This window comes from Cryobacterium sp. TMT1-2-2, assembly GCF_004403505.1.
GTDB classification, from domain to species: Bacteria; Actinomycetota; Actinomycetes; order Actinomycetales; family Microbacteriaceae; genus Cryobacterium; species Cryobacterium flavum.
In genome coordinates, this window is record NZ_SOGS01000015.1 from 102,009 (window position 1) to 120,515 (window position 18,507).

Here is an 18,507-nt window from a genome sequence, read left to right on the forward strand (position 1 = left end):
GGCGCTCTGCGGAACCGGATCCGCGGGCTGACCCGGCCTGTTCGGTCGTACCGGCTTGGGCGTAACATGTGTGCGTGTATGCCCTTCGACAGGCCCCGAGTACTGGAGCAGATTCGTGATGAGAATGCGACAGCTGAATCGCAATCCCAGTTTTCGTAACCCCACGTTTCTCTCCACGTGGCTGCTGTGGCTGGTCGGCGTTCTGGCTTTCCCTATTGCCGGCCTGGCCGGTACGGCGGTGGGCGGACGGGTCAGCAACCCGGTGTCTGCCCTCATCGGCGGGGCGGTCTGTGGTGTGGTCATCGGTGTCGGCCAGGTGCTGACCAGCCGGCGACGTCTCAACCCCCTCATCTGGATACCGCTCACCGCGATCGGCATGGGCCTCGGGCTTCTGCTCGGCTCGACCGTCGTGAACTATCGAACAACCTTGGCCGAGCTCGCCCTGATGGGAGCGATCACAGGTCTCGTGCTCGGCGCGGCGCAGGCTGTAGCACTGCCGCCGCGCGCCCGGCGACGCTGGGTGTGGGCTCTCGGCGTGGCCGCGCTCTGGGCGCTCGGCTGGACCGTGACGACTCTGGCGGGAGTGAACGTCGATGCCCAGTTCACCAATTTCGGCGCGATTGGTGCGCTGACGTTCACCGCGCTGTCCGGGCTGCTGCTGCACGTGCTGCTGCCGTTTTACCCGGCCTCGGGCATGTGGTTGCGGTCGAGGCCGGTCCATCCGTCGCTCTGACGCTCGGGGGCGCGCATCCGTTCTCAGTGGCGGCGGACCCGGGACGTGCGCCACGCCTGCCACGCACCGGTAGCCCAGAGCGCCCACAGCACCAGCAGGGGTTGAAAGATTAGCCGGATACCCCGCGACAGATCCGAATTGAGCCCGAACGAGTCGGTAGCCGTAACGAACTGGGAAATATTGCCGGGAAAGATCGCCACGAAGAACGCGGCCACGACCCAGCCCACCGGCACCCGCCAGCGGTGCAGGACAAGCAGCGCGAGTCCGAGGGTGATCTCGGCGATTCCGGAGAGTACGACCACGAGGTCAGGGCCGAGCGGAACCCAGGTCGGAACCTGCGCCTGAAACGCCTCGCGATTGAACGTGAGGTGACTGATTCCAGCCAGCAGAAGGAAGGTGCCGAGGGCCAGCCGGCCGAGGAGTCGAGGCAGTGAACGGCGCGAGTGAGCCGCGGCGGGACGAGGTTCAGGAAGAATCATCGACCTGAGTCTATGTGCCCCGGGGTGCGGCGCGCCAACTAGCGGCCGAGTAGGCGAGCGAAGAAGCCGCCGGTGGACTTCTCCTTCACGTGTCCCTCGCAGCGCTGGTTGCGGGGCACGCCCTTCATAACCTGGTCGACGTGCTGGCCGCAGCCGGCCCAAGTGGTCTTCTGACAGGTCTTGCAGGTGACTGCTCTGCACATGGTGGGTGCCTTTCGTTGGGGGAGGTGTCTCTACACTATACCCTTGGGGGTATACAGAGAATTCACACGTGATGAACGGATGCTCCCGCCCCGGTCGGTGTATCGTTCGAGCGTCGACCACGTGGCTGGCTGAACAGATCGAGAGCGGTGCAGCATGAGCAGTGAACCTCCTATCAACGACGTCACCGACGACGACATCGAGGTCACACACTCCAAATCCTGGGCCGCCGGTGTACCCGGCGTGCTGCACTCGATGGAGCCGGCGATCACCCAGATGGGCGCTGTGCGGGGCATGCGGGCGCTGCTGTCGATGAACCAGAAAGACGGGTTCGACTGCATGAGTTGTGCTTGGCCAGACCCCGACCATCGTAAGGCCTTCGAATTCTGCGAGAACGGCGCCAAAGCGGTCACCTGGGAGGCGACGCCGATCACCATCCCGACCAGCTTCTGGGCAGAGCACTCGCTCGCCGACCTGCGTGAGAAGAGCGAATACTGGCTCGGCATGCAGGGCCGGCTGGTCGAACCGGTCTACAAACCGGCCGGCAGCGACCACTACCGCCCGGTCAGCTGGCCCGAAGCCTTTCGGGTGATCTCCGCCAAGCTCAATGCCCTGGACTCACCCGACCAGGCCGCGTTCTATACCAGCGGCCGCGCCTCCAACGAGGCCGCGTTCGCCTACCAACTGTTCGCTCGCGCGTACGGCACCAACAATCTGCCCGACTGTTCCAACATGTGTCACGAGTCCACCGGCTGGGCCATGGGTCAGACCGTCGGTATCGGCAAGAGCACGATCAGCTATGACGACTTCGCCAAGTCTGACCTGATCATCATCATGGGGCAGAACCCCGGCACCAACCACCCGCGCATGCTCACCGCGCTCGAAGAGGCGAAGGACGCCGGCGCCCAGATCGTCGCGGTCAACCCGCTGCCCGAGGCCGGCCTGCGCCGCTACAAGAACCCACAACGAGTGCGCGGAGTCATCGGCCACGGCACCGACATCGCCGACCAGTTTCTGCAGATCCGCATCGGCGGTGACATGGCGCTGCTGCAGGCCGTCTCCAAACGGGTGCTCGACGCCGAAGATGCCAGCCCCGGAACCGTGCTCGACCAGGCCTTCCTCGACGAACACTGTCACGGACTGGCCGAATTGCGCGAGCATCTCGCCCAGCTGGACGAGCGGATGGTGCTGGCCGCGACGGGCCTGCGCGCGGCCCAAATCGATGAACTGGCGAAGCGGTATATCAGCGCCGATCGGGTGATCATCACTTGGGCGATGGGGCTCACCCAGCAGAAAAAGGGCGTCGTGACCATCAAGGAGATCATCAACCTGCTGCTGTTGCGTGGCAACATCGGCAAGCCCGGCGCCGGCGCCTCGCCGATTCGCGGCCACAGCAACGTGCAGGGCGACCGCACCATGGGCATCTGGGAGCAGATGCCGCCGGCCTTCCTCGACGCACTGGAAAAAGAGTTCGGCTTCAATCCGCCGCGCAAGCACGGTGTGGACTCCGTCGACGGGGTTCGCGCCATGCGGGACGGAAAGATGAAGGTGTGGATGGGCCTTGGCGGCAATTTCGTCGCAGCCATGAGCGACACCGGCATTGCCGAGGCCGCCATGGCGCGCACGGAGATGAGCGTGCAGATTTCCACCAAGCTTAACCGGTCGCACGCCGTGACCGGCGAGGAGGCTCTGATTTTGCCGACCATGGGCCGCACCGAGATTGACGAGCAGGCCACTGGGGAGCAGTTCGTCTCGGTCGAAGATTCGGTCTGCGCGGTGCATCCGTCCTGGGGCAAGCTCAAGCCGGTCTCGACGAACCTGCTCTCCGAGGTCGCGATCATCTCGCGCCTGGCCCGGGCGGTACTCAGCGACAAGGTGGCGGTGGACTGGGCCGGTTTCGAGGCCGACTACGACCTGATTCGCGAGCATATCTCGCACGTCGTGGGCGGCTGCGAAAACTACAACGAGCGCATCCGTCAGGAGGGCGGTTTCGTGCTGCCGAACGGCCCGCGCGACTCCCGCACCTTCAACACTCCCACCGGCAAGGCCATGCTGACCACGAACACGCTGGAGCACCTCGAGGTGCCGCCCGGGCGTCTCGTGCTGCAGACGCTGCGCAGCCACGACCAGTTCAACACCACCATCTACGGCCTGGACGATCGCTACCGCGGCATCAAGAAGGGTCGGCACGTGGTCTTCATCAACAAGAAAGACCTGATCAATCTCGGCTTCAATGACGGCGACCTGGTCGACGTGCACAGCGAGTTCAGCGACAACGTCGACCGGGTGCTGCGCGGCTACCGGCTGGTCGCCTACCCGACGCCGCGCGGCTGCGCTGCCGCGTACTATCCGGAGGCGAACGTGCTGGTGCCGCTCGACAGCGTTGCCGACGGTAGTAACACGCCGGTGTCGAAGGCCGTCATCATTCGATTGGAGCCTGCTGCCCAGTCGTGAAAGCTAGTGTGCCCATGGTTACTGAGCAGTATTGACCCAGCCGGCCTCGTCGGGGTTCTCCTCCGCGGGCTGCCGGCAGACATCGAGCACGATCTCCGCTGCCCGGGCGATCGCTAACTGCGAGGCTATCGTCGAGTTGGCTGCGGCGAGGCCTGCGGCGTAGCCGACGACGAAGGTGGTGATCGGGGCGGCCATGGGGCTGACAGCGTGAGCAGCCTCATCGGCGACGTTGAGAATGAGGTGGTTGTCCAGTTCCAGGTCCAGAATCTGCAGGGCCTGGCTGAGCCGGCGGGTCCACTGCTGGAGGATCTTTTCGTCTACGGCGTTATGCGTCACAGCAGCTCCTTGAGTTGTCGGGTCTCACGTGTCGGATGCATCGGATGCTTAGCTGATCTGAGGGTACCCTCGCCGGAGAATTTCTGTGCAACGAAATAGTGCCGACCGCGCGTTACCAACCCACCGTGCCCGCGGCCCCCTTGAACGGTCCGGCGATTTTTGCCGTGATCCAGCCGCCGTAGTAGTCACCCTCCTGCGCCCGGACGGTTTCACCGTCAACGGTGCAGCGCGTCATGGCTCCCGGGTAGATCGCCACCCGGTCCGCCAGCGTTTCGAAGCCTGCGGTCGGCGTGGGATAGAACCAGGCGGCCCGGGCGCTTGAACCGACGGTGAGGTAGCCAGCGACGCCCTTGTATTCGCAGTAGCTGTGGCCCGATGCGGGTTGCAGCAGGCCAGGGTCGAACGCCGTGCGTGGCAGGTAGTACACCGGGGGATGGCTGGTTTCCAGCACCCGCACCACGTCGGTTGTGTCGGCGATCGTCACGCCGTCGAGTTCGATCGTGACGTGCTCACCGGTGTGTTCGACGCGCGGCGGTCGCGGGTAGTCCCAGACGGATTCCTGGCCCGGGCGGAGGGGATCGCGTTTCACTCGCTCATTCATGAGCCGATGCTAGAACGGTAACCTGCGAAGTCAGCTGTCAGTTCTGTGCGGGCGCAGGTTTCGGGGACGCAGGGCGACCACGGTCAGCGCGGCGGCCAGCACCGCGAGACCGGCGACCATGCCGACCGTGCCGCCCCAGCCCCACTGTACGAAGAACACGCCGCCCAGCCAGCCGAACAGGCTCGATCCGGCGTAGTAGGACAGGTTGTACAGCGATGATGCCTGGGCGCGACCGACCGTGGCCTCGGCGCCGGTCCACCCGGAGGCCACGGCGTGCGCGGCAAAGAAGCCGGCCGTGGCCAGCACGAGGCCGAGCAGAACGACCACGAGCACGCTCGACAGGGTTAGAAGCACGCCCACTGTCATGCAGGCGAGCGAGCCGAGCAGAATCGACCAGCGTCCGAATCGGGCAGCCAGGATGCCGGCCTGGGCCGACGACCAGGTTCCGGCGAGGTAGGCCACGAAGACGAGACTGATCAGGGCTTGCGGAAGGTTGAAAGGGTCGTGGGCTAGGCGAAAACCGAGGTAGTTGTAGAGGGCAACGAACCCGCCCATCAGCAGAAACCCCTGGGCATAGAGCGCGAGCAGGCGCGGTGACTTGAGGTTGGCGCCGAGTAGCCTGACCAGGCTGAGATCCGTGCCGCGTTCGCGTGCCCGGCGCGGCACAAAACCGCGAGGCGCCGGAATCAGACTGATGAACAGCACGGCCGACACCGCGCAGAGCACGCCGACGGTGAAAACGCCGACCCGCCAGTTGGTCAGTTCGGTGACCGGCCCGGCCACGAGACGCCCGACCAGTCCACCGATCGAGGTGCCGGCCACGTAGGTGCCCGCCGCACGGGCGGCGTGCCTTGGTTCGATCTCCTCGCTCAGGTAGGCGATCGCGATCGCCGGCACCCCGCCGAGCATCAACCCTTCGACGAAACGGCCGGTGAGCAACAGCGAGAAGGTGGGCGCGAACGGCACCAGCAGCCCGAACACCGTGGCGGCGATCACCGCGATCGACATGGCCCGCACCCGGCCGAGCCGGTCGGCTACGAGCGACCAGGGAATCACGCCGATGGCCAGGCCGAGTGTCGATGCGGAGATGACGAGGGCGGCATCCGCTGCGCTGACCCCCACGTCGCCGGCGATCTGGGCGAGCACAGCCTGGGGTGAGTAGAGCTGGGCGAACGTGGCGATGCCGGCGAAGAACAGTCCGGCGAGCAGTTTGCGGTAGTCGGAGCTGCCGTGCGAGTGCCCGTTCCAGCTCGCGGATGCCGACGCCCGGCCCGGGTGCGCGGGCGTCATCTGCGGGTGGTCAGGACTGGGGGCACTCGTTCAGAGTACGCGGCTGCGCGGGGTCAGGGTGCGCAGGCCGCCGAGCGCGTACACGCCGGCACCGAACAGCACGGCAGCCTCGGGCGGTCCGCCAGCAGGATCCAGTCCAGTACGGCGTAGATCGGAATGATGATGTGCAGAATGTCATTCGACCACTGCAGGTTGAAGGAGTTCAGCCCGGCGTCGGCGAGCAGGGTGTTGTAGACGACGCCGACCCGCGTGCATTCACGATTCTGACGGTTCCGGATCGACTGCGGAGCCAGGGCGACCCGTGGGCGACGATGCATGGGCACCCCGGCACCATCGACACCCCGTATTCGTGGTGGGAACGCGATCTGTCCAACGGGCTCGGCGAGCTGCCATTTCCGCCGGACTTTCCGAAGATGCCGGGGGAGCCGCCGCGCGTGCAGCCCAGCCGCGCCCGGAAGCCCGGCTAGCCCGCCGCCCGAGCCCGCGGTCAGTTCGCGATGCGCTCGGCCGCCAGGGGTGGCTCCGGCGGGGTGCCAGTGCCGAACGGGTGCCCGCCGAGGTCGGCGCGAGCGTGCGGGGCCAGCCAGGCCGCGGCATCCGGTCCCTTAGGCACGATGCCGCTCGGGTTGATGTCCACGTGGGTCACGTAATAGTGTTTCTTGATCTGGTCGAAGTCGATGGTGTCGCCGAACCCGGGGGTCTGGAACAGGTCGCGGGCGTAGGCCCACAGCACCGGCATCTCGCTGAGCTTGTTGCGATTGCACTTGAAATGCCCGTGATAGACCGAGTCGAACCGGGCCAGGGTGGTGAACAAGCGGATGTCCGCCTCGGTGATCGTGTCGCCCACGAGATACCGCTGCCCGGCCAGGCGCTGTTCGAGCCAGTCGAGCCGCGCGAACAGGGCGTCGTAAGCCCGCTCATAGGACTTCTGGCTGCCGGCGAAACCGCACTTGTAGACGCCGTTGTTCACGTCGTGAAAGATCAGGTTGGCGACCTCGTCGATCTCGGCCCGCAGCACCTCGGGGTAGAGGTCGGGGGCGCCGGGACGGTGGTACTGCGTCCACTGCGTCTCGAAATCGAGGGTGATCTGCGGGTAGTTGTTGGTGACGACCTTACCGCTTGGCACATCGACGATCGCCGGCACGGTGATGCCGCGGGGATAGTCGGGAAAGCGGGCGAAGAAGGCCTGCTGCAGGCGTTCGATGCCGAGCACCGGGTCGAGGCCGCCGGGGTCGAGGTCGAAGGTCCAGCTGTTCTTGTCGTGCGTGGGGCCGGGCAGACCGAGCGAGATCACACCCTCAAGGCCGAGCAGGCGGCGCACGATGGTGGTGCGGTTCGCCCAGGGACAGGCGCGGGCCGCGACCAGGCGGTACCGGCCGGGTTCGACCGGCCAGCCGTCCCGGCCGTCCTGGGTGATGCGGTCTTCGATGTAATTGGTGTCGCGGTTGAAATCCAGGCCGGGCGTGATGTAACTGGGGTCGAGGCGCATGCGTCCACGCTACGCGCTGCCGGGCTCCGCTGTGAGTTCGGCCGTGAGTTCGGCCGTGATCTCCGCGTCGGTGCGCGCGTCGATGATGCCCCACATCATGTGGGTGGGGCCGCTGCTATCGCTCGGTTCCACCCGTGGCCGGCTGGCCCAGCCGCGGGAGACGGCGGCAGCACCGAGTTGCGCGAGCGAAGCCGCGACGCGGTTCTTGCGAATCTTGCCGGCCAGCACGCTGCCGTCGGGCGCCTGACGCCAGCCGCGTTTGTGGGCGATCACCCGTCCGATCTCTTCGTCGGTCAGCCAGCGCGAAAAACTGCGGGTGGGCGGGTCGATGGCGATCAGCTTCATGCCCACACTGTACCCGCCTCCGCACCGTGAGAACGCCGAGCAATCCGGCGACGCTGTCGGAAAAATCTGTGCCCCGAGCTGCGTGCGATCGACTGATCCGGGCGATAATCACAGCATCACCCCGACAACATAAGGAGAACCACCATGAGCAGTCGACTCAGCCCGTATCTCGGTTTTCGCGACACCGCGCGCGAAGCCATGGACTTCTACCAGAGTGTCTTCGGCGGAGAGATTACGCGCAGCACCTTCGGTGAATTCAACGCGAGCGACGATCCGGCCGAGAAGGACAAGATCATGCACTCGGAACTGACCATTACGAGCGGTTTCTCGCTCATGGCTTCTGACACCCCCAGCAGTATGGAACTTGCCACCAGCAGCAGCGTCACCGTGTCCCTCAGTGGCGACGATGACGCCGAACTGACCGGGTACTGGGAGAAGTTGCTCGAAGGCGGCACCGCGACCATGCCGCTCAGCAAGGCACCCTGGGGTGACAGCTTCGGCATGCTGGTCGACAAATTCGGCACCAACTGGATGGTCAACATCGCGGGGGCCACGGCGGATACGGCCTCCTCGAGCGGCACGAAGTCAGTCCGCGACGACGTCACCCGGTGACTTGTCGGGGCGCCAGCCCCGCCACGAGGGCTGGCGCAGCCGACCGGTCGCTGTCCATTCGGCGAACTCCACCTCGGCGACGAGGGTGGGGCGCACCCAGACGGCGCTCTGGGCATCCGTTGCAGGAATGTCACTGAACGGTGTGGTCTTTCGCACCAGCCGGGTCAGTCGAGAACGGATGTCGGTGAGGTCGCGTTCCCCAAACCCCGTGCCGACGCGCCCGACGTAGCGGAGGCCCGCATCGGTCGGCACCCCGAGCAGCAGCGACCCGATCGCGCCGGTGCGGTTGCCGCGGCCGGGCCGCCAGCCGCCCACGACGACCTCCTGGGTACGAAAGTGTTTGATTTTCACCCAGTCGTGGGAGCGGCGCCCGCCCGTGTACCGGCCGTCGAGCCGCTTGGCCATGACGCCTTCGAGCCCGAGCTGGCGGCTGGTCTGAAACGCCTCGGAGAAATCACCGTCGAACCGTGGCGGCACCTGCGTGGAGCCGGTCGCGGTGACCGCGTTCTCCAGCCGGTCCCGGCGCGCGCTGTAGGTGAGCCCGGTCAGGGAGCGGCCGTTTTGTTCGAGCAGGTCGAAGAGCATGAACTGCACCGGGGCACGTTTCGAGGCAGCGGCCACTTCCCGTTCCTCGGTGAGTTTCATGCGGGTCTGCAACAGCCCGAAGTCCGGTCGGCCGCGTTTGTCGACGGCCACGATCTCGCCGTCGAGCACCGCGGCATCCGTTTCTGGATTCGTCGCCAGTGCGGCGAGCAGGTCGGCGACGAGATCGGGATAGGACGCCGTCACGTCGTGCCCGTTGCGGGTGACCAGGCGCACGGTCTGCTCGGCCAGCGACACGTAGGCGAGCGCACGCATGCCGTCCCACTTCATTTCGAAGGCCCAGCCGTCGTCGCCGAGGTCGGTTTCACAACCGGCAGCGGCCAACATGGGGGAGTAGGCGTGCTTCGTCGGTGCGGGTGCGAGGCTCGCCGCCGATGCGCTGTGCGGGCGGGCATTCGTGCGGGAGTCGGCGCCACCGGTGAGTGGCTTCATGCGGTGGATCAGCCAGTTGTTCGCTGGTTTGCTGCCGTGGCCGTCGCTCGTGCGAATCAGGGCAAACCGGGCCGAGCCGCCGAGCCCGGCGTCGGGTTCACCGTGCAGGGTCACGATCACCTCGTCATCGCGCCATTTTTCGAGCTCGTAGTCGCCGCGGTCCCAGATGGATACATCGCCGGCACCATATTCTCCGACTGGAATATTCCCCTCGAAACTGCCGTATTCGAGCGGATGATCCTCCACGTGCACCGCAAGCCGGTTCTGGATGGTCGACACCGGCACGCCACGCGGCAACGCCCAGGAGACCAGTACGCCGTCGTGTTCCAGCCGAAAATCCCAGTGCAGGCTGTGGGCGTGGTGTTCCTGGATGACGAAAGATTGGCCTGCGGATGCCGTGGACGGTGCCTCGGGAACCGGCTCGGGGGTCTTCGACGCATCGCGCTTGTCGCGGTACACCGTGAGGCGGTCCGGTGTAACCAGGGCGGAGGCCGAATCATTCGCGTTCACGGCGTGCTCGAACGACCCGGCCGACAGCTGTGCGAGCGGATCCTCCCGCCGTTTTAGACGAGCGAGCACCTGCTTGTAGTCGAGCTGCTCGAGGTCGGCCGAGGCCAGCTCCTTCCAGGTGCGCGGGGTCGCGACCATCGGGTGGCTGCGCCCCCGCAGCGAATACGGGGTGATGGTGGTCTTCGCTGCGTTGTTCTGGCTCCAGTCCACCAGCACCTTGCCGGGCCGCAGGCTCTTCTTCATCTCGCTCACGACGAGCTCGCGATGGTCGGCTTCAAGGGCCCGTGCCAGTTCGTGCGCCACCGCCGACACCTGATCGGAGGTGTACGACAGGTCGAGGGCCGCATACAAGTGGATGCCCTTGCTTCCGCTGGTCACGGGCATCGGTTCCAGCCCCATATCCTGCAGAATCGTGCGGGCCAGCCGCGCCACCTCCGCGCATTCGGCGAGTCCGATGCCCTCACCCGGGTCGAGGTCGAGCACGAGCCGGTCAGGATTGCGCTGGGTGCCGGTGCGACCGAACTGCCACTGCGGCACGTGGATTTCAAGGGCGCTCATCTGCCCGAGCCAGGTGAGGGTGGCGAGGTCGTTCACCAGCGGGTAGATGTTCACGTGGTCCTTGTGCTGAATCTCACGCCGTTTCACCCAGCTCGGCGCCCCGGGTTCCAGATTCTTCTGGAAGAACATCGGGCCGGGGCTCTCATTCGTGCCGACGCCGTGCACCCAGCGTTTGCGCGTGGCCGGGCGGTTCGCCGCGTGGCCAATGAGCACGTCGGCGACGGCCGCATAGTACGCCAGCACGTCAGCCTTGGTGGTGCCGGTCTCCGGGTACAGCACCTTGTCGAGGTGGGTGAGCGAAATGCGGTGCCCCTCAACGGAGACCACCTGGCTGCTGGCGATCATGCGTCAACTGTGCCGCGGAAACCGCGGGTCTACTAGGCGAAAAATGTCTCATTCGGGTGTGTACTGGTCGTATGAGAAGCATCTGGACCGGTGCGATCACCTTCGGGCTCGTCAATGTGCCCGTCAAGGTGTACAGCGCAACTGAAGACCACGACGTGTCGCTGCACCAGGTGCACGATGCCGATGGGGGGCGCATCCGCTATCAACGCCGGTGCGAGATCTGCGCCAAGGTCGTTCCATACGACCATATCGACAAGGCTTTCGACGACGGTGAGCAGACCGTGGTGCTCACCGCGGACGATTTCGCCACGCTCCCCTCCGAGCGCAGCAAGGAGATCGACGTGGTCGAATTCGTGCCGAGCGACCAGATCGACCCGATCATGCTCGACAAGAGCTACTTTCTCGAACCCGACGGCAAGTCGTCGAAGGCCTATGTGCTGCTGCGTCGCACTCTTGAAGCCACCGATCGAACGGCCATTGTGCACTTCGCGCTGCGGCAGAAGACCCGGCTCGGAGCGCTGCGTGTGCACGGCGACGTGCTCATGCTGCAATCCCTGCTGTGGGACGACGAGGTGCGCGAGGCCAAGTTCGCGTCCCTCGACGAGCTGGTGAACATCAGCGCCAAGGAACTGGACATGTCGGCCGCGCTGGTCGAGTCGTTCGCGACCGACTTCGCACCGGATGCCTTCACCGACGATTACCAGGACGAGTTGCGGGCGCTGATCGAGGCCAAACTGAAAAGCGGCGACGCTGTGTCGACCGAGGTCACCTTCGGTGAAACCGAGGATGAGGGCGAGGGCGGCGAGGTACTCGACCTGATGGAGGCCCTGCGGCGCAGCGTCGAGGCCAGCCGCGATCGGGCCAAGCCCAAGCCGCAGGAGAAGGCGAAGCGGGCCCGTTCCGCCTCCTGATCGGGCAGCTTCACGGTTCGCGCGAGGCGAACCCCAGTGGTGGCGCTTGGCGAGCAGGTACATCTTTACGTTGAGCTGCAGAAAGCGCACGAGCTGAACCAGCACGTTGCTGCGTCGTCTCAGTTCGCGGGCGCTCGGCAGCGGCGCGACGTCGATGTGGGCTTGGGCGGTGTCCATGGTGTTCTTCCTCCTAACTCGGTGGCAAAGTGGATGCGTGCGACTCACTCCGGAATGAGATACCAGAACGGGTACGCCTTGGCCTTGTACAGGAACATCGTGTGCAGCACGCCAAGAGCGGCGAGGGCAGCCTGAGCGTGCGCAGCGGCACCCAGCACGGCCACGAATACCGCGTGCTCGGCTCGCTCAAGGGGCGCACGGACGCCATCGAGCCCACCCTCGTCACGCTCACCGACGCCTCGGACATCTTTCCGCTGTTCCAGCACGCCGGCACGGAGTTTCTCTACATGCTGACCGGCAAAATGGTCTACGGCCACGGCCCCTACAAATACACCATGGTGCCCGGCGACTCGCTGCTGCTCGACGGCGAGGGCCCGCACGGCCCGCTGCAACTGCTCGAGCTGCCCATCACCTTTCTCGCCATCACCGCCAAATAGCTCGGCTCCGGGTATCCTGTGCGGCATGACCGAATCGGCAAGCGCCCGGGGTGAGAGCGTGACCCTGCACGGCGTCGTCGAGTTCGCACCCGAGCAACGACCGCAATCGCCGTGCACGGTCACGGTGCTGGTGGAAGACGTGTCGAAAGCGGATGCCCCCAGCACGATCGTGGGCCGGTCCCGTTTTCAGATTCCCGCGCCGCCCCGCAGCGAACTGTCCGATCGCGACGTGAACTTTGCCGTGACCGTACCCGCCGATGCGCTCGACTCCGTGCGGCGGCTGAACGTGCGGGTGCACGTGAGCGCGCGGATGCGGCCGGAACCGGACGTGACCGAACGGCCGGACATCACCGAGGGGGACTTCGTCTCAACGCAGTCCCACCCGGTGCTGCCTGACCCGGTTCTGCCCGGCCTCGCCTCAGTTCGTGTCCCGGTTCTGCGAGTCTGAACCCTCGGCAACGGCACGCGCCTCAGCCTCGTCGAACGACGTGCTCACGCCGCCGAGACTCTCGTAGCCGGTGAGCGACGGACCCCACGCTGCTCCGTTGAACCACTTGTGGAACAGCGCGCTGTTGGTTCCGGTCAGGAACGCGTCGAGCCGCCCGGGTGCCCAGGACACCACGCGCGGCTGTGAGGTCGCGATGCCGCCCATGTTCTCGTAGCCGAGCACCGACGGCCCCCACCCGTTGCCGTCGAACCACTTGTGGTACAGCGCACTGTCGGTGCCGATCACAAACAGGTCGAGCCGGTTCGGGCCCCAGGACACGGCCTCGGGCTCGCCCACGATAATGCCGCCGAGCCGCTCGAAGTCATTTACGGACGGACCCCACGCGCTGCCATTCCACCACTTGTGGTACAGCGCGCCATCCGTGCCCGTGACGAAGACGTCGAGCCGGTTCGGGCCCCACGAGACTACCCGCGGCGCCGAGGTGCAAACTCCGCCGAGACCTTCATACCCGGTGAGCGACGGGCCCCAGGCTGAGCCGTTCCACCACTTATGGTAGAGCGCCCGGTCGGTGCCGATCACGAACAGGTCCAGCCGGTTCGGACCCCAGGAGACGACTTCGGGCTGGCCGACGACGATGCCGCCCATGTTCTCGTAGCCGGTCATCGACGGACCCCACGCCCCGTTGAACCACTTGTGATACAGCGCATGGTCGCTTCCGACGACGAACACGTCGAGCCGGTTCGGACCCCAGGAGACCACCCGTGGGTCACCGAGGATGACGCCGCCCATGTTCTCGTAACCCGTCACCGACGGGCCCCACGCGCTGCCATTCCACCACTTGTGGTACAGCGCGCTGTCGGTTCCGGTGACGAACAGGTCGAGCCGGTTCGGGCCCCACGCCACGGCTTGCGGAACACTCTCGGCGATGCCGCCCATGTTCTCGTAGCCGGTGACCGACGGCCCCCAGGCTCCGCTGAACCACTTGTGGAACACCGCACGATCGGTGCCGAGCACGAAGGCGTCGAGCCGGTTCGGTCCCCACGACACGACCGGGCTCGAACTCGCCCTGGGCGTTTGTGGGTACATGAAGTTGACCGCCGCGATGTCACCGGCCGACAGGGCCGTGCGCTGGCCGATCTGGGCTCCCGCCTGCACCGGGGTGATGGTCTCCAGCCCATTCTTTGAAAACGCGGTGCGCGGGTAATGCATGATCGAGCCGTAGTCATAGCCGCCGACGTCATCACCGTCGACGATGTGCTGGTCGAACTGGCTCTCCATACCTGGTGAGATGTTGGCCACGTTGATGGTCACGAAGGTGTTGCGGTCTTCGCGGCTCTGTTCATGCCAGAGACCGACCGCGTGGCCGATCTCGTGGATGGCATTGCCGCTCGTGCAGCCGGTACCCAAACTGATGGTCTGCATGCCGTTACCCTGCATGCCGAGCATCGACCAGCATCCGCTGGCACCGCTGAACTCGACGAAGTTGGGAAATTGCGCGGCATTGGCCGGGGTACGTTCCGGAAAACGGATGGGCGTGCGAGCCTCCCAGTGCGTGATCGCGTCCCGCACCCGCTGCTGGTCGGGCAGGGCGGCGTTGATCTGAAACGGAACCTGCGCGTTCGGCCAGCGAAACCGCGCGCCGGTGATGATGACGGCCCGGGCGCGACCGTCGTCCTGGTTCGCCTGATCCTTGCTCTGCTCCAGTTCGGCGACGGTGCCCAGGACGATGTCACCCTCGAAGACCGCCAGGTTGTTGACCTTGTAGTAGACCACTTCCGTCGGTCCGAAGGTGACGCCGGAGATGATACCGGAGGCCGACTCTCCCGCCTGAAATTCACCCTCACTGACGAATTTCTGGTCCCCGCCAGGGCCGGAATTGTTTTCTGCCATGGAACTGCTCCTTGTGTCCTCTGTTCCCGCCTGGCACGGGCCGGAATTGGCGGTGCCGGAATGAGCGCTGCGCCGCAAGTGGTACCAGTGCCCACTGGCGGTCAAGCTACGCCGGCAGGCGTTATCGGAGCGTTACTCGATGTGCGAAGGCGCGACCAGCCGTTCGATCGCGGCAAGGGGGATGGGCAGCCAGGTGGGGCGATTGCGAATCTCGTACACTGCTTCGTAGAGTGCTTTGTCGAGTTCGAACGCATCGAGGAGCGCGCTCTGCTCGGCCAGCTTGATGCCAGACCGTTCGGAGTAACCGTCGAGGAAGGCGTTGCGGCAGGCCGTGGCCCACTCAAAAAAAGTGGGCAGGGCATCCGTTGTTTCGGCCATCGCCCCCGCCACGTACGCGAACGAACGTAGCATGCCCGCAACGTCGCGCAGCGGAATGTCGGGTTGCGTGCGCTCGCGCAGGGTACGCAGCGGTTCCCCCTCAAAGTCCAGGAGTACCCAGCCACGGCTGTCGACATCGAGCACCTGGCCGAGATGGAAATCACCGTGAATGCGTTGCAGCCGCGGCCAAACTGCCGCCTCGGCCCGGGCGAACACCGCCTCGATGGCATCGCGGTAGGCGGCGAGAACCGGCACTTCGTCCAGGGTCTGCCGGCAGCGCAGGCGCATCTTCGCCATTTCGTCCGCGATCACGGTGGGGGTGGCATCCAGGGTCGGAAGGGTTCGGGCGAGGTCGGCGTGCACATCAGCGGTGGCCTGCCCCAGTCGAAAAGCTGGGCCCGTGAAGTCGCTGCCGGCGGCAGCGGCGACCAGGGCGGTGCGCCAGGCATCCGGAGCATCGGGTAAAAACTCCTGGGCGAAGGCCAGGTGTCCGACGGCACGGCCGCCCGGTTCGGCGGGGTCATCCCACTGGCCGAGGATGGCGCCGAACGGCAGCGGGATCCGCGCTGATCCGGCGCTCGCCAGGGCAGCCTGAACCGTCACATCCGGATTCTCGCCGGCATGAATGATGCGAAACACCTTGCAGATGATCGGCGTCGTCGGCGCTCCGGCAGCGTCCGTGCGCTCCACGATGATCGAGGTATTGGATTGCTCACCGCTGAGTACGCGGCTGGAGGTCACCACGGTCTGCGACGGGGCCGCTGAACCCGATCGCAGATCGTCGCCGCGCGCACTGGCGGCGGCACGATCGGTTGAGGGCAGGCTGGAGACCGACACGCCCTGCAGCTCCATGAACGTGAGTACGGCGGCAGCGAAGGCAGGATCGTAGGCCGCGTCGTAGATGAAGCGTGCGTGATCAGAACCGGGCTGGCGCACGGTGATCAGGGCATTGGCTGCACCGGGCAGTTCAGAGACGCGCTCAGTTGTGGGCAATTGGTACAGAGTGATTCCCAGGCTCGCGGTATCCAACATGAGGTCGACGCGGATGCTCACTCCGGCCTCGAGGGAGTCCAGCGAAAAATGGCCGATGCTGCGCAGGGCCGGTACCTGCCCCTTATTGCCGAACCAGCGCTGCCCCGCGACCCATGCGTTCACATAGTCGGGCAGCGGAGTACCCCGATGGTTCGGGGCGAGGTCGGGATTGCTGGAGCTGTGTGCATTCTGGGCGCGCTCTCCATCGATCATGCCGCCAGCGTAGCCTCCTCTCCCGGATTACGCGCGAGGATGCGTGCGGGTCGTCACGCCGACGCCCCAGCGGATTCTCGACCGGCGCGATTCGAAGGACTACCGTTCGTCAAGCCCCCCAAACGGGATTTCTCGAATCTGACGACATTTTTGAGAGCCTGCGCTAGAATTGTAAACAATTGACAGGTGGTTGAACTGTGTCGCATCGTCAATAAAATTCTCATTCCGTGCACCTCAGTCACTCACTCAAGAAAGAACCGTGAACGGTATGCCCCAGCGTTATTCATTGGAACCCGTCATTCAGGAATCCACCCCGTCGATCATCGCCCGCAAGCTGCGGTACGCGATCGCCCACGGCGAGGTGGCTCCCGGGTCGCAGCTGGGCGAGGCCGAACTCGCCCGCGAGCTCGGCGTCAGTCGGGGACCGCTGCGCGAAGCCATGCAGCGCCTGACGCAGGAGGGCCTGCTGGTCAGTATTCGCAACCGGGGCTTGTTTGTCATCGAAATGACGGATGCTGAGATTCGCGACATGTACGTGCTGCGCACCGCCATCGAATCGGCCGCCTGCAAGCTGCTCGTGCGCGCCGACCACGTCGCCGCCGGTGGAGACCTGCTGGCCAAGGTGTCCGAGATGGAGAATGCGGCCGCCACCGGCGACCGCGCCGCCATGAGCGACGCTGACATGGCCTTCCACGAACACCTCGTTGCGTTGAGCGGCAGCCGCAGCCTCGCGCGTATCCACAGCACGCTCATGACCGAGACGCGCATGTGCCTGACCGTGCTACAGGACTCCTATCGGGTCACCGAGGAGTGGATCGCTGAACATCGCGGCATCGCCGAGGCTGTGCTGGGCGGGGATGGTCCATTGGCCGAAAGCCGGCTGAGTGACCACGAAGACGACGCGATGGCGCGACTGACCAGCGCACCGGCATTCGTTTCGGTCGGCTGATGCTGAAACTGACACGACGCCGCAGCGTTCGCCGCTACGTATCGCGACCGCGCTGATGCAGGACCCTACGAAAGAGCGGATGCGCCGGGAACGGGTCCCGGCGCGTCCGCTTGCCTCGTTTTTAATCAGCGGATGACCGTGATCGGCACGGTGGGCAGCGCCACAGCCCGTCGACCATGGAGTAGCAGCCGCCGCAGCGCCGCCGGATCGGTCGGGGTCTGGTCGGTGTACCCCTCGCGATGCCGCTGCAGCATGTCTTCCTGAAAGTCGGGCGCCGAGTAGGCGAGCAGCACGAGTCCGGAGGAGCAGGCGTAGATGGGCAACCGACCGGCGATCTGGGTGATGTTGAACGCCGACCCGTGGGTGGTCAGTCGCTCAACGTCGAGCACGACTTCGCCGTCGAGAACGCCCAGGGTGGTACGTTCCTGCACGACCGTCTGCACGTCTTCCATGAACGGCAGGGCGATCTGGCGCAGATCGGTGGTGCGCCAGCCGCGGGAGGCCAGCTCCCAGAGGCGAACGCCGAGTCGAACTTCGCCGCTGTCGGCACGTTCAAGCAGGCGCTGCTCGACCAGCTGTGCAACGAGGCGGTGCGTGGTCGCCAGGGAAATTTCGACGCGACGGGCGAGGGCAGAAACTGTCATCGAGGTGCGGGTGGCGTCAAAGGCGCCGAGAATGCTCACGAGTCGCGTCAGCATTGAATCGCCCGAGGGAGAGTTGGCCATGGGACTCAATGTGCCGCTTGCCCGGTCTGTTCGTCATGACTGGGAAACTCAAACGGATGCCCGCCGCGACCGGTTCGCGACTGCTGGTTGGGTTGTGACGTGCTGGGGGAAGGCCACCAGGTTCTGGTCGAGCTGGTCGAGACCGCCACAGTTTTGCGATGCCTGTCTCGCTGCCCAGCCATCCGTGGGTCGAGTGCTTCGGGCAGTTCGGGCCTACTTGTTCCAGTTGGGTTTCTCGGTGGGGGTGGCGGCGCGGTTTTGTCCGGCGGGGCGCCAGGTGTGGGTGGGGTCGAACAGGAGGGGGCCGCGTATCCAGGGTCGGCCGTCTCGGATGTCGATGTCCCAGCCGGAGGTGTCGA

At 65.6% G+C, this 18,507-nt stretch carries 19 protein-coding genes and 1 pseudogene; 8 read left to right on the plus strand and 12 right to left on the minus strand.

Annotated elements, in window-relative coordinates; genetic code table 11:
- Positions 1 to 124 precede the first annotated feature (124 nt).
- Positions 125 to 733 carry a hypothetical protein gene (locus E3T35_RS09810; RefSeq protein WP_134346636.1) on the plus strand — a complete coding sequence of 203 codons (609 nt, stop codon included), beginning with the start codon at positions 125 to 127 and terminating at the stop codon, positions 731 to 733.
- A 23-nt stretch (positions 734 to 756) separates the two neighbouring features.
- Here E3T35_RS09810 and E3T35_RS09815 read toward each other — a convergent pair whose 3' ends face one another.
- Together E3T35_RS09815 and E3T35_RS19260 are read right to left on the minus strand one after the other, a co-directional pair.
- On the minus strand, positions 757 to 1,212 hold the full coding sequence (locus E3T35_RS09815; RefSeq protein WP_134378816.1) for a DoxX family membrane protein: 456 nt from the start codon (positions 1,210 to 1,212) through the stop codon (positions 757 to 759).
- Between the two features lie 38 nt (positions 1,213 to 1,250).
- Positions 1,251 to 1,415 carry a hypothetical protein gene (locus tag E3T35_RS19260; RefSeq protein ID WP_166784319.1) on the minus strand — a complete coding sequence of 55 codons (165 nt, stop codon included), beginning with the start codon at positions 1,413 to 1,415 and terminating at the stop codon, positions 1,251 to 1,253.
- Positions 1,416 to 1,569: 154 nt separating this feature from the next.
- On the opposite strand from E3T35_RS19260, the gene E3T35_RS09820 reads away from it, so the two are divergent.
- A complete protein-coding gene (locus tag E3T35_RS09820) occupies positions 1,570 to 3,867 on the plus strand; it encodes an FdhF/YdeP family oxidoreductase (protein ID WP_134346638.1) in 2,298 nt (765 codons plus the stop codon).
- Between the two features lie 18 nt (positions 3,868 to 3,885).
- Here the strand turns inward: E3T35_RS09820 and E3T35_RS09825 are convergent, their stop codons facing one another.
- From E3T35_RS09825 to E3T35_RS19265, 4 genes are all read right to left on the minus strand, one after another.
- A complete protein-coding gene (locus E3T35_RS09825; protein WP_092339639.1) occupies positions 3,886 to 4,203 on the minus strand; it encodes a DUF6457 domain-containing protein in 318 nt (105 codons plus the stop codon).
- 112 nt (positions 4,204 to 4,315) lie between these two features.
- Positions 4,316 to 4,804 (minus strand): DUF427 domain-containing protein, encoded by a 489-nt coding sequence (locus E3T35_RS09830; RefSeq protein WP_134346639.1) that lies wholly within the window; start codon positions 4,802 to 4,804, stop codon positions 4,316 to 4,318.
- A 30-nt stretch (positions 4,805 to 4,834) separates the two neighbouring features.
- The gene (locus E3T35_RS09835) at positions 4,835 to 6,094 is read right to left on the minus strand and encodes an MFS transporter (RefSeq protein ID WP_134378818.1); all 1,260 of its coding nucleotides are present in this window, start codon (positions 6,092 to 6,094) and stop codon (positions 4,835 to 4,837) included.
- A gap of 53 nt (positions 6,095 to 6,147) precedes the next feature.
- Positions 6,148 to 6,411, minus strand: coding sequence for a Pr6Pr family membrane protein (locus tag E3T35_RS19265; protein ID WP_166789902.1), 264 nt, complete (start codon positions 6,409 to 6,411; stop codon positions 6,148 to 6,150).
- Between E3T35_RS19265 and E3T35_RS09840 the strand changes: the two are divergent.
- A pseudogene (locus tag E3T35_RS09840) lies at positions 6,325 to 6,561 on the plus strand (ATP-dependent DNA ligase); the annotation flags it as partial. The gene E3T35_RS19265 and the pseudogene E3T35_RS09840 overlap by 87 nt on opposite strands.
- Before the next feature lie 20 nt (positions 6,562 to 6,581).
- On the opposite strand, the gene E3T35_RS09845 reads toward E3T35_RS09840, so the two are convergent.
- Both E3T35_RS09845 and E3T35_RS09850 read right to left on the minus strand, forming a co-directional pair.
- Positions 6,582 to 7,583 carry a glutathione S-transferase family protein gene (locus E3T35_RS09845; protein ID WP_134378820.1) on the minus strand — a complete coding sequence of 334 codons (1,002 nt, stop codon included), beginning with the start codon at positions 7,581 to 7,583 and terminating at the stop codon, positions 6,582 to 6,584.
- A gap of 9 nt (positions 7,584 to 7,592) precedes the next feature.
- Entirely contained in the window at positions 7,593 to 7,928 is a 336-nt protein-coding gene (locus E3T35_RS09850; protein ID WP_134378822.1) for a hypothetical protein, read from the minus strand.
- Positions 7,929 to 8,072: 144 nt separating this feature from the next.
- Between E3T35_RS09850 and E3T35_RS09855 the strand changes: the two genes are divergently transcribed.
- Positions 8,073 to 8,540 carry a VOC family protein gene (locus E3T35_RS09855; protein ID WP_134378824.1) on the plus strand — a complete coding sequence of 156 codons (468 nt, stop codon included), beginning with the start codon at positions 8,073 to 8,075 and terminating at the stop codon, positions 8,538 to 8,540.
- On the opposite strand, the gene E3T35_RS09860 is transcribed toward E3T35_RS09855, so the two are convergent.
- A complete protein-coding gene (locus E3T35_RS09860; protein WP_134378826.1) occupies positions 8,514 to 10,988 on the minus strand; it encodes an ATP-dependent DNA ligase in 2,475 nt (824 codons plus the stop codon). The genes E3T35_RS09855 and E3T35_RS09860 overlap by 27 nt on opposite strands.
- 71 nt (positions 10,989 to 11,059) lie before the next feature.
- Here E3T35_RS09860 and E3T35_RS09865 point away from each other — a divergent pair, with 71 nt between their 5' ends.
- From E3T35_RS09865 to E3T35_RS09875, 3 genes are all read left to right on the plus strand, one after another.
- Positions 11,060 to 11,899 carry a Ku protein gene (locus E3T35_RS09865; RefSeq protein WP_134346645.1) on the plus strand — a complete coding sequence of 280 codons (840 nt, stop codon included), beginning with the start codon at positions 11,060 to 11,062 and terminating at the stop codon, positions 11,897 to 11,899.
- Positions 11,900 to 12,177: 278 nt separating this feature from the next.
- Complete coding sequence (locus tag E3T35_RS09870; RefSeq protein WP_241988805.1) at positions 12,178 to 12,513, plus strand: cupin domain-containing protein; 336 nt, start codon at positions 12,178 to 12,180, stop codon at positions 12,511 to 12,513.
- Positions 12,514 to 12,538: 25 nt separating this feature from the next.
- Entirely contained in the window at positions 12,539 to 12,961 is a 423-nt protein-coding gene (locus tag E3T35_RS09875; RefSeq protein ID WP_134378828.1) for a YbaY family lipoprotein, read from the plus strand.
- Here the strand turns inward: E3T35_RS09875 and E3T35_RS19570 are convergent.
- Positions 12,932 to 14,851: a M12 family metallopeptidase gene (locus tag E3T35_RS19570; protein WP_198421018.1), complete on the minus strand. Its 1,920-nt coding sequence runs from the start codon at positions 14,849 to 14,851 to the stop codon at positions 12,932 to 12,934. The two genes, E3T35_RS09875 and E3T35_RS19570, sit on opposite strands and share 30 nt — an antisense overlap.
- Before the next feature lie 132 nt (positions 14,852 to 14,983).
- Positions 14,984 to 16,474: a phosphotransferase gene (locus E3T35_RS09885; protein WP_134378830.1), complete on the minus strand. Its 1,491-nt coding sequence runs from the start codon at positions 16,472 to 16,474 to the stop codon at positions 14,984 to 14,986.
- Between the two features lie 286 nt (positions 16,475 to 16,760).
- Here E3T35_RS09885 and E3T35_RS09890 point away from each other — a divergent pair, with 286 nt between their 5' ends.
- Positions 16,761 to 17,423, plus strand: coding sequence for a GntR family transcriptional regulator (locus E3T35_RS09890; RefSeq protein WP_241987867.1), 663 nt, complete (start codon positions 16,761 to 16,763; stop codon positions 17,421 to 17,423).
- 125 nt (positions 17,424 to 17,548) lie between these two features.
- Here E3T35_RS09890 and E3T35_RS09895 read toward each other — a convergent pair whose 3' ends face one another.
- Entirely contained in the window at positions 17,549 to 18,148 is a 600-nt protein-coding gene (locus E3T35_RS09895) for an IclR family transcriptional regulator (protein WP_134378832.1), read from the minus strand.
- Positions 18,149 to 18,507: the final 359 nt, after the last annotated feature.

Excerpts from the sequence above, each read along its gene's own strand:
- E3T35_RS09810 (WP_134346636.1), top strand. The coding sequence starts at position 125 with ATGCGACAGCTGAATCGCAATCCCAGTTTTCGTAACCCCACGTTTCTC.
- E3T35_RS09815 (WP_134378816.1), bottom strand. The coding sequence starts at position 1,212 with ATGATTCTTCCTGAACCTCGTCCCGCCGCGGCTCACTCGCGCCGTTCA.
- E3T35_RS19260 (WP_166784319.1), bottom strand. The coding sequence starts at position 1,415 with ATGTGCAGAGCAGTCACCTGCAAGACCTGTCAGAAGACCACTTGGGCC.
- E3T35_RS09820 (WP_134346638.1), top strand. The coding sequence starts at position 1,570 with ATGAGCAGTGAACCTCCTATCAACGACGTCACCGACGACGACATCGAG.
- E3T35_RS09830 (WP_134346639.1), bottom strand. The coding sequence starts at position 4,804 with ATGAATGAGCGAGTGAAACGCGATCCCCTCCGCCCGGGCCAGGAATCC.
- E3T35_RS09835 (WP_134378818.1), bottom strand. The coding sequence starts at position 6,094 with ATGACGCCCGCGCACCCGGGCCGGGCGTCGGCATCCGCGAGCTGGAAC.
- E3T35_RS19265 (WP_166789902.1), bottom strand. The coding sequence starts at position 6,411 with ATGCATCGTCGCCCACGGGTCGCCCTGGCTCCGCAGTCGATCCGGAAC.
- E3T35_RS09845 (WP_134378820.1), bottom strand. The coding sequence starts at position 7,583 with ATGCGCCTCGACCCCAGTTACATCACGCCCGGCCTGGATTTCAACCGC.
- E3T35_RS09850 (WP_134378822.1), bottom strand. The coding sequence starts at position 7,928 with ATGAAGCTGATCGCCATCGACCCGCCCACCCGCAGTTTTTCGCGCTGG.
- E3T35_RS09855 (WP_134378824.1), top strand. The coding sequence starts at position 8,073 with ATGAGCAGTCGACTCAGCCCGTATCTCGGTTTTCGCGACACCGCGCGC.
- E3T35_RS09860 (WP_134378826.1), bottom strand. The coding sequence starts at position 10,988 with ATGATCGCCAGCAGCCAGGTGGTCTCCGTTGAGGGGCACCGCATTTCG.
- E3T35_RS09865 (WP_134346645.1), top strand. The coding sequence starts at position 11,060 with ATGAGAAGCATCTGGACCGGTGCGATCACCTTCGGGCTCGTCAATGTG.
- E3T35_RS09875 (WP_134378828.1), top strand. The coding sequence starts at position 12,539 with ATGACCGAATCGGCAAGCGCCCGGGGTGAGAGCGTGACCCTGCACGGC.
- E3T35_RS19570 (WP_198421018.1), bottom strand. The coding sequence starts at position 14,851 with ATGGCAGAAAACAATTCCGGCCCTGGCGGGGACCAGAAATTCGTCAGT.
- E3T35_RS09885 (WP_134378830.1), bottom strand. The coding sequence starts at position 16,474 with ATGATCGATGGAGAGCGCGCCCAGAATGCACACAGCTCCAGCAATCCC.
- E3T35_RS09895 (WP_134378832.1), bottom strand. The coding sequence starts at position 18,148 with ATGGCCAACTCTCCCTCGGGCGATTCAATGCTGACGCGACTCGTGAGC.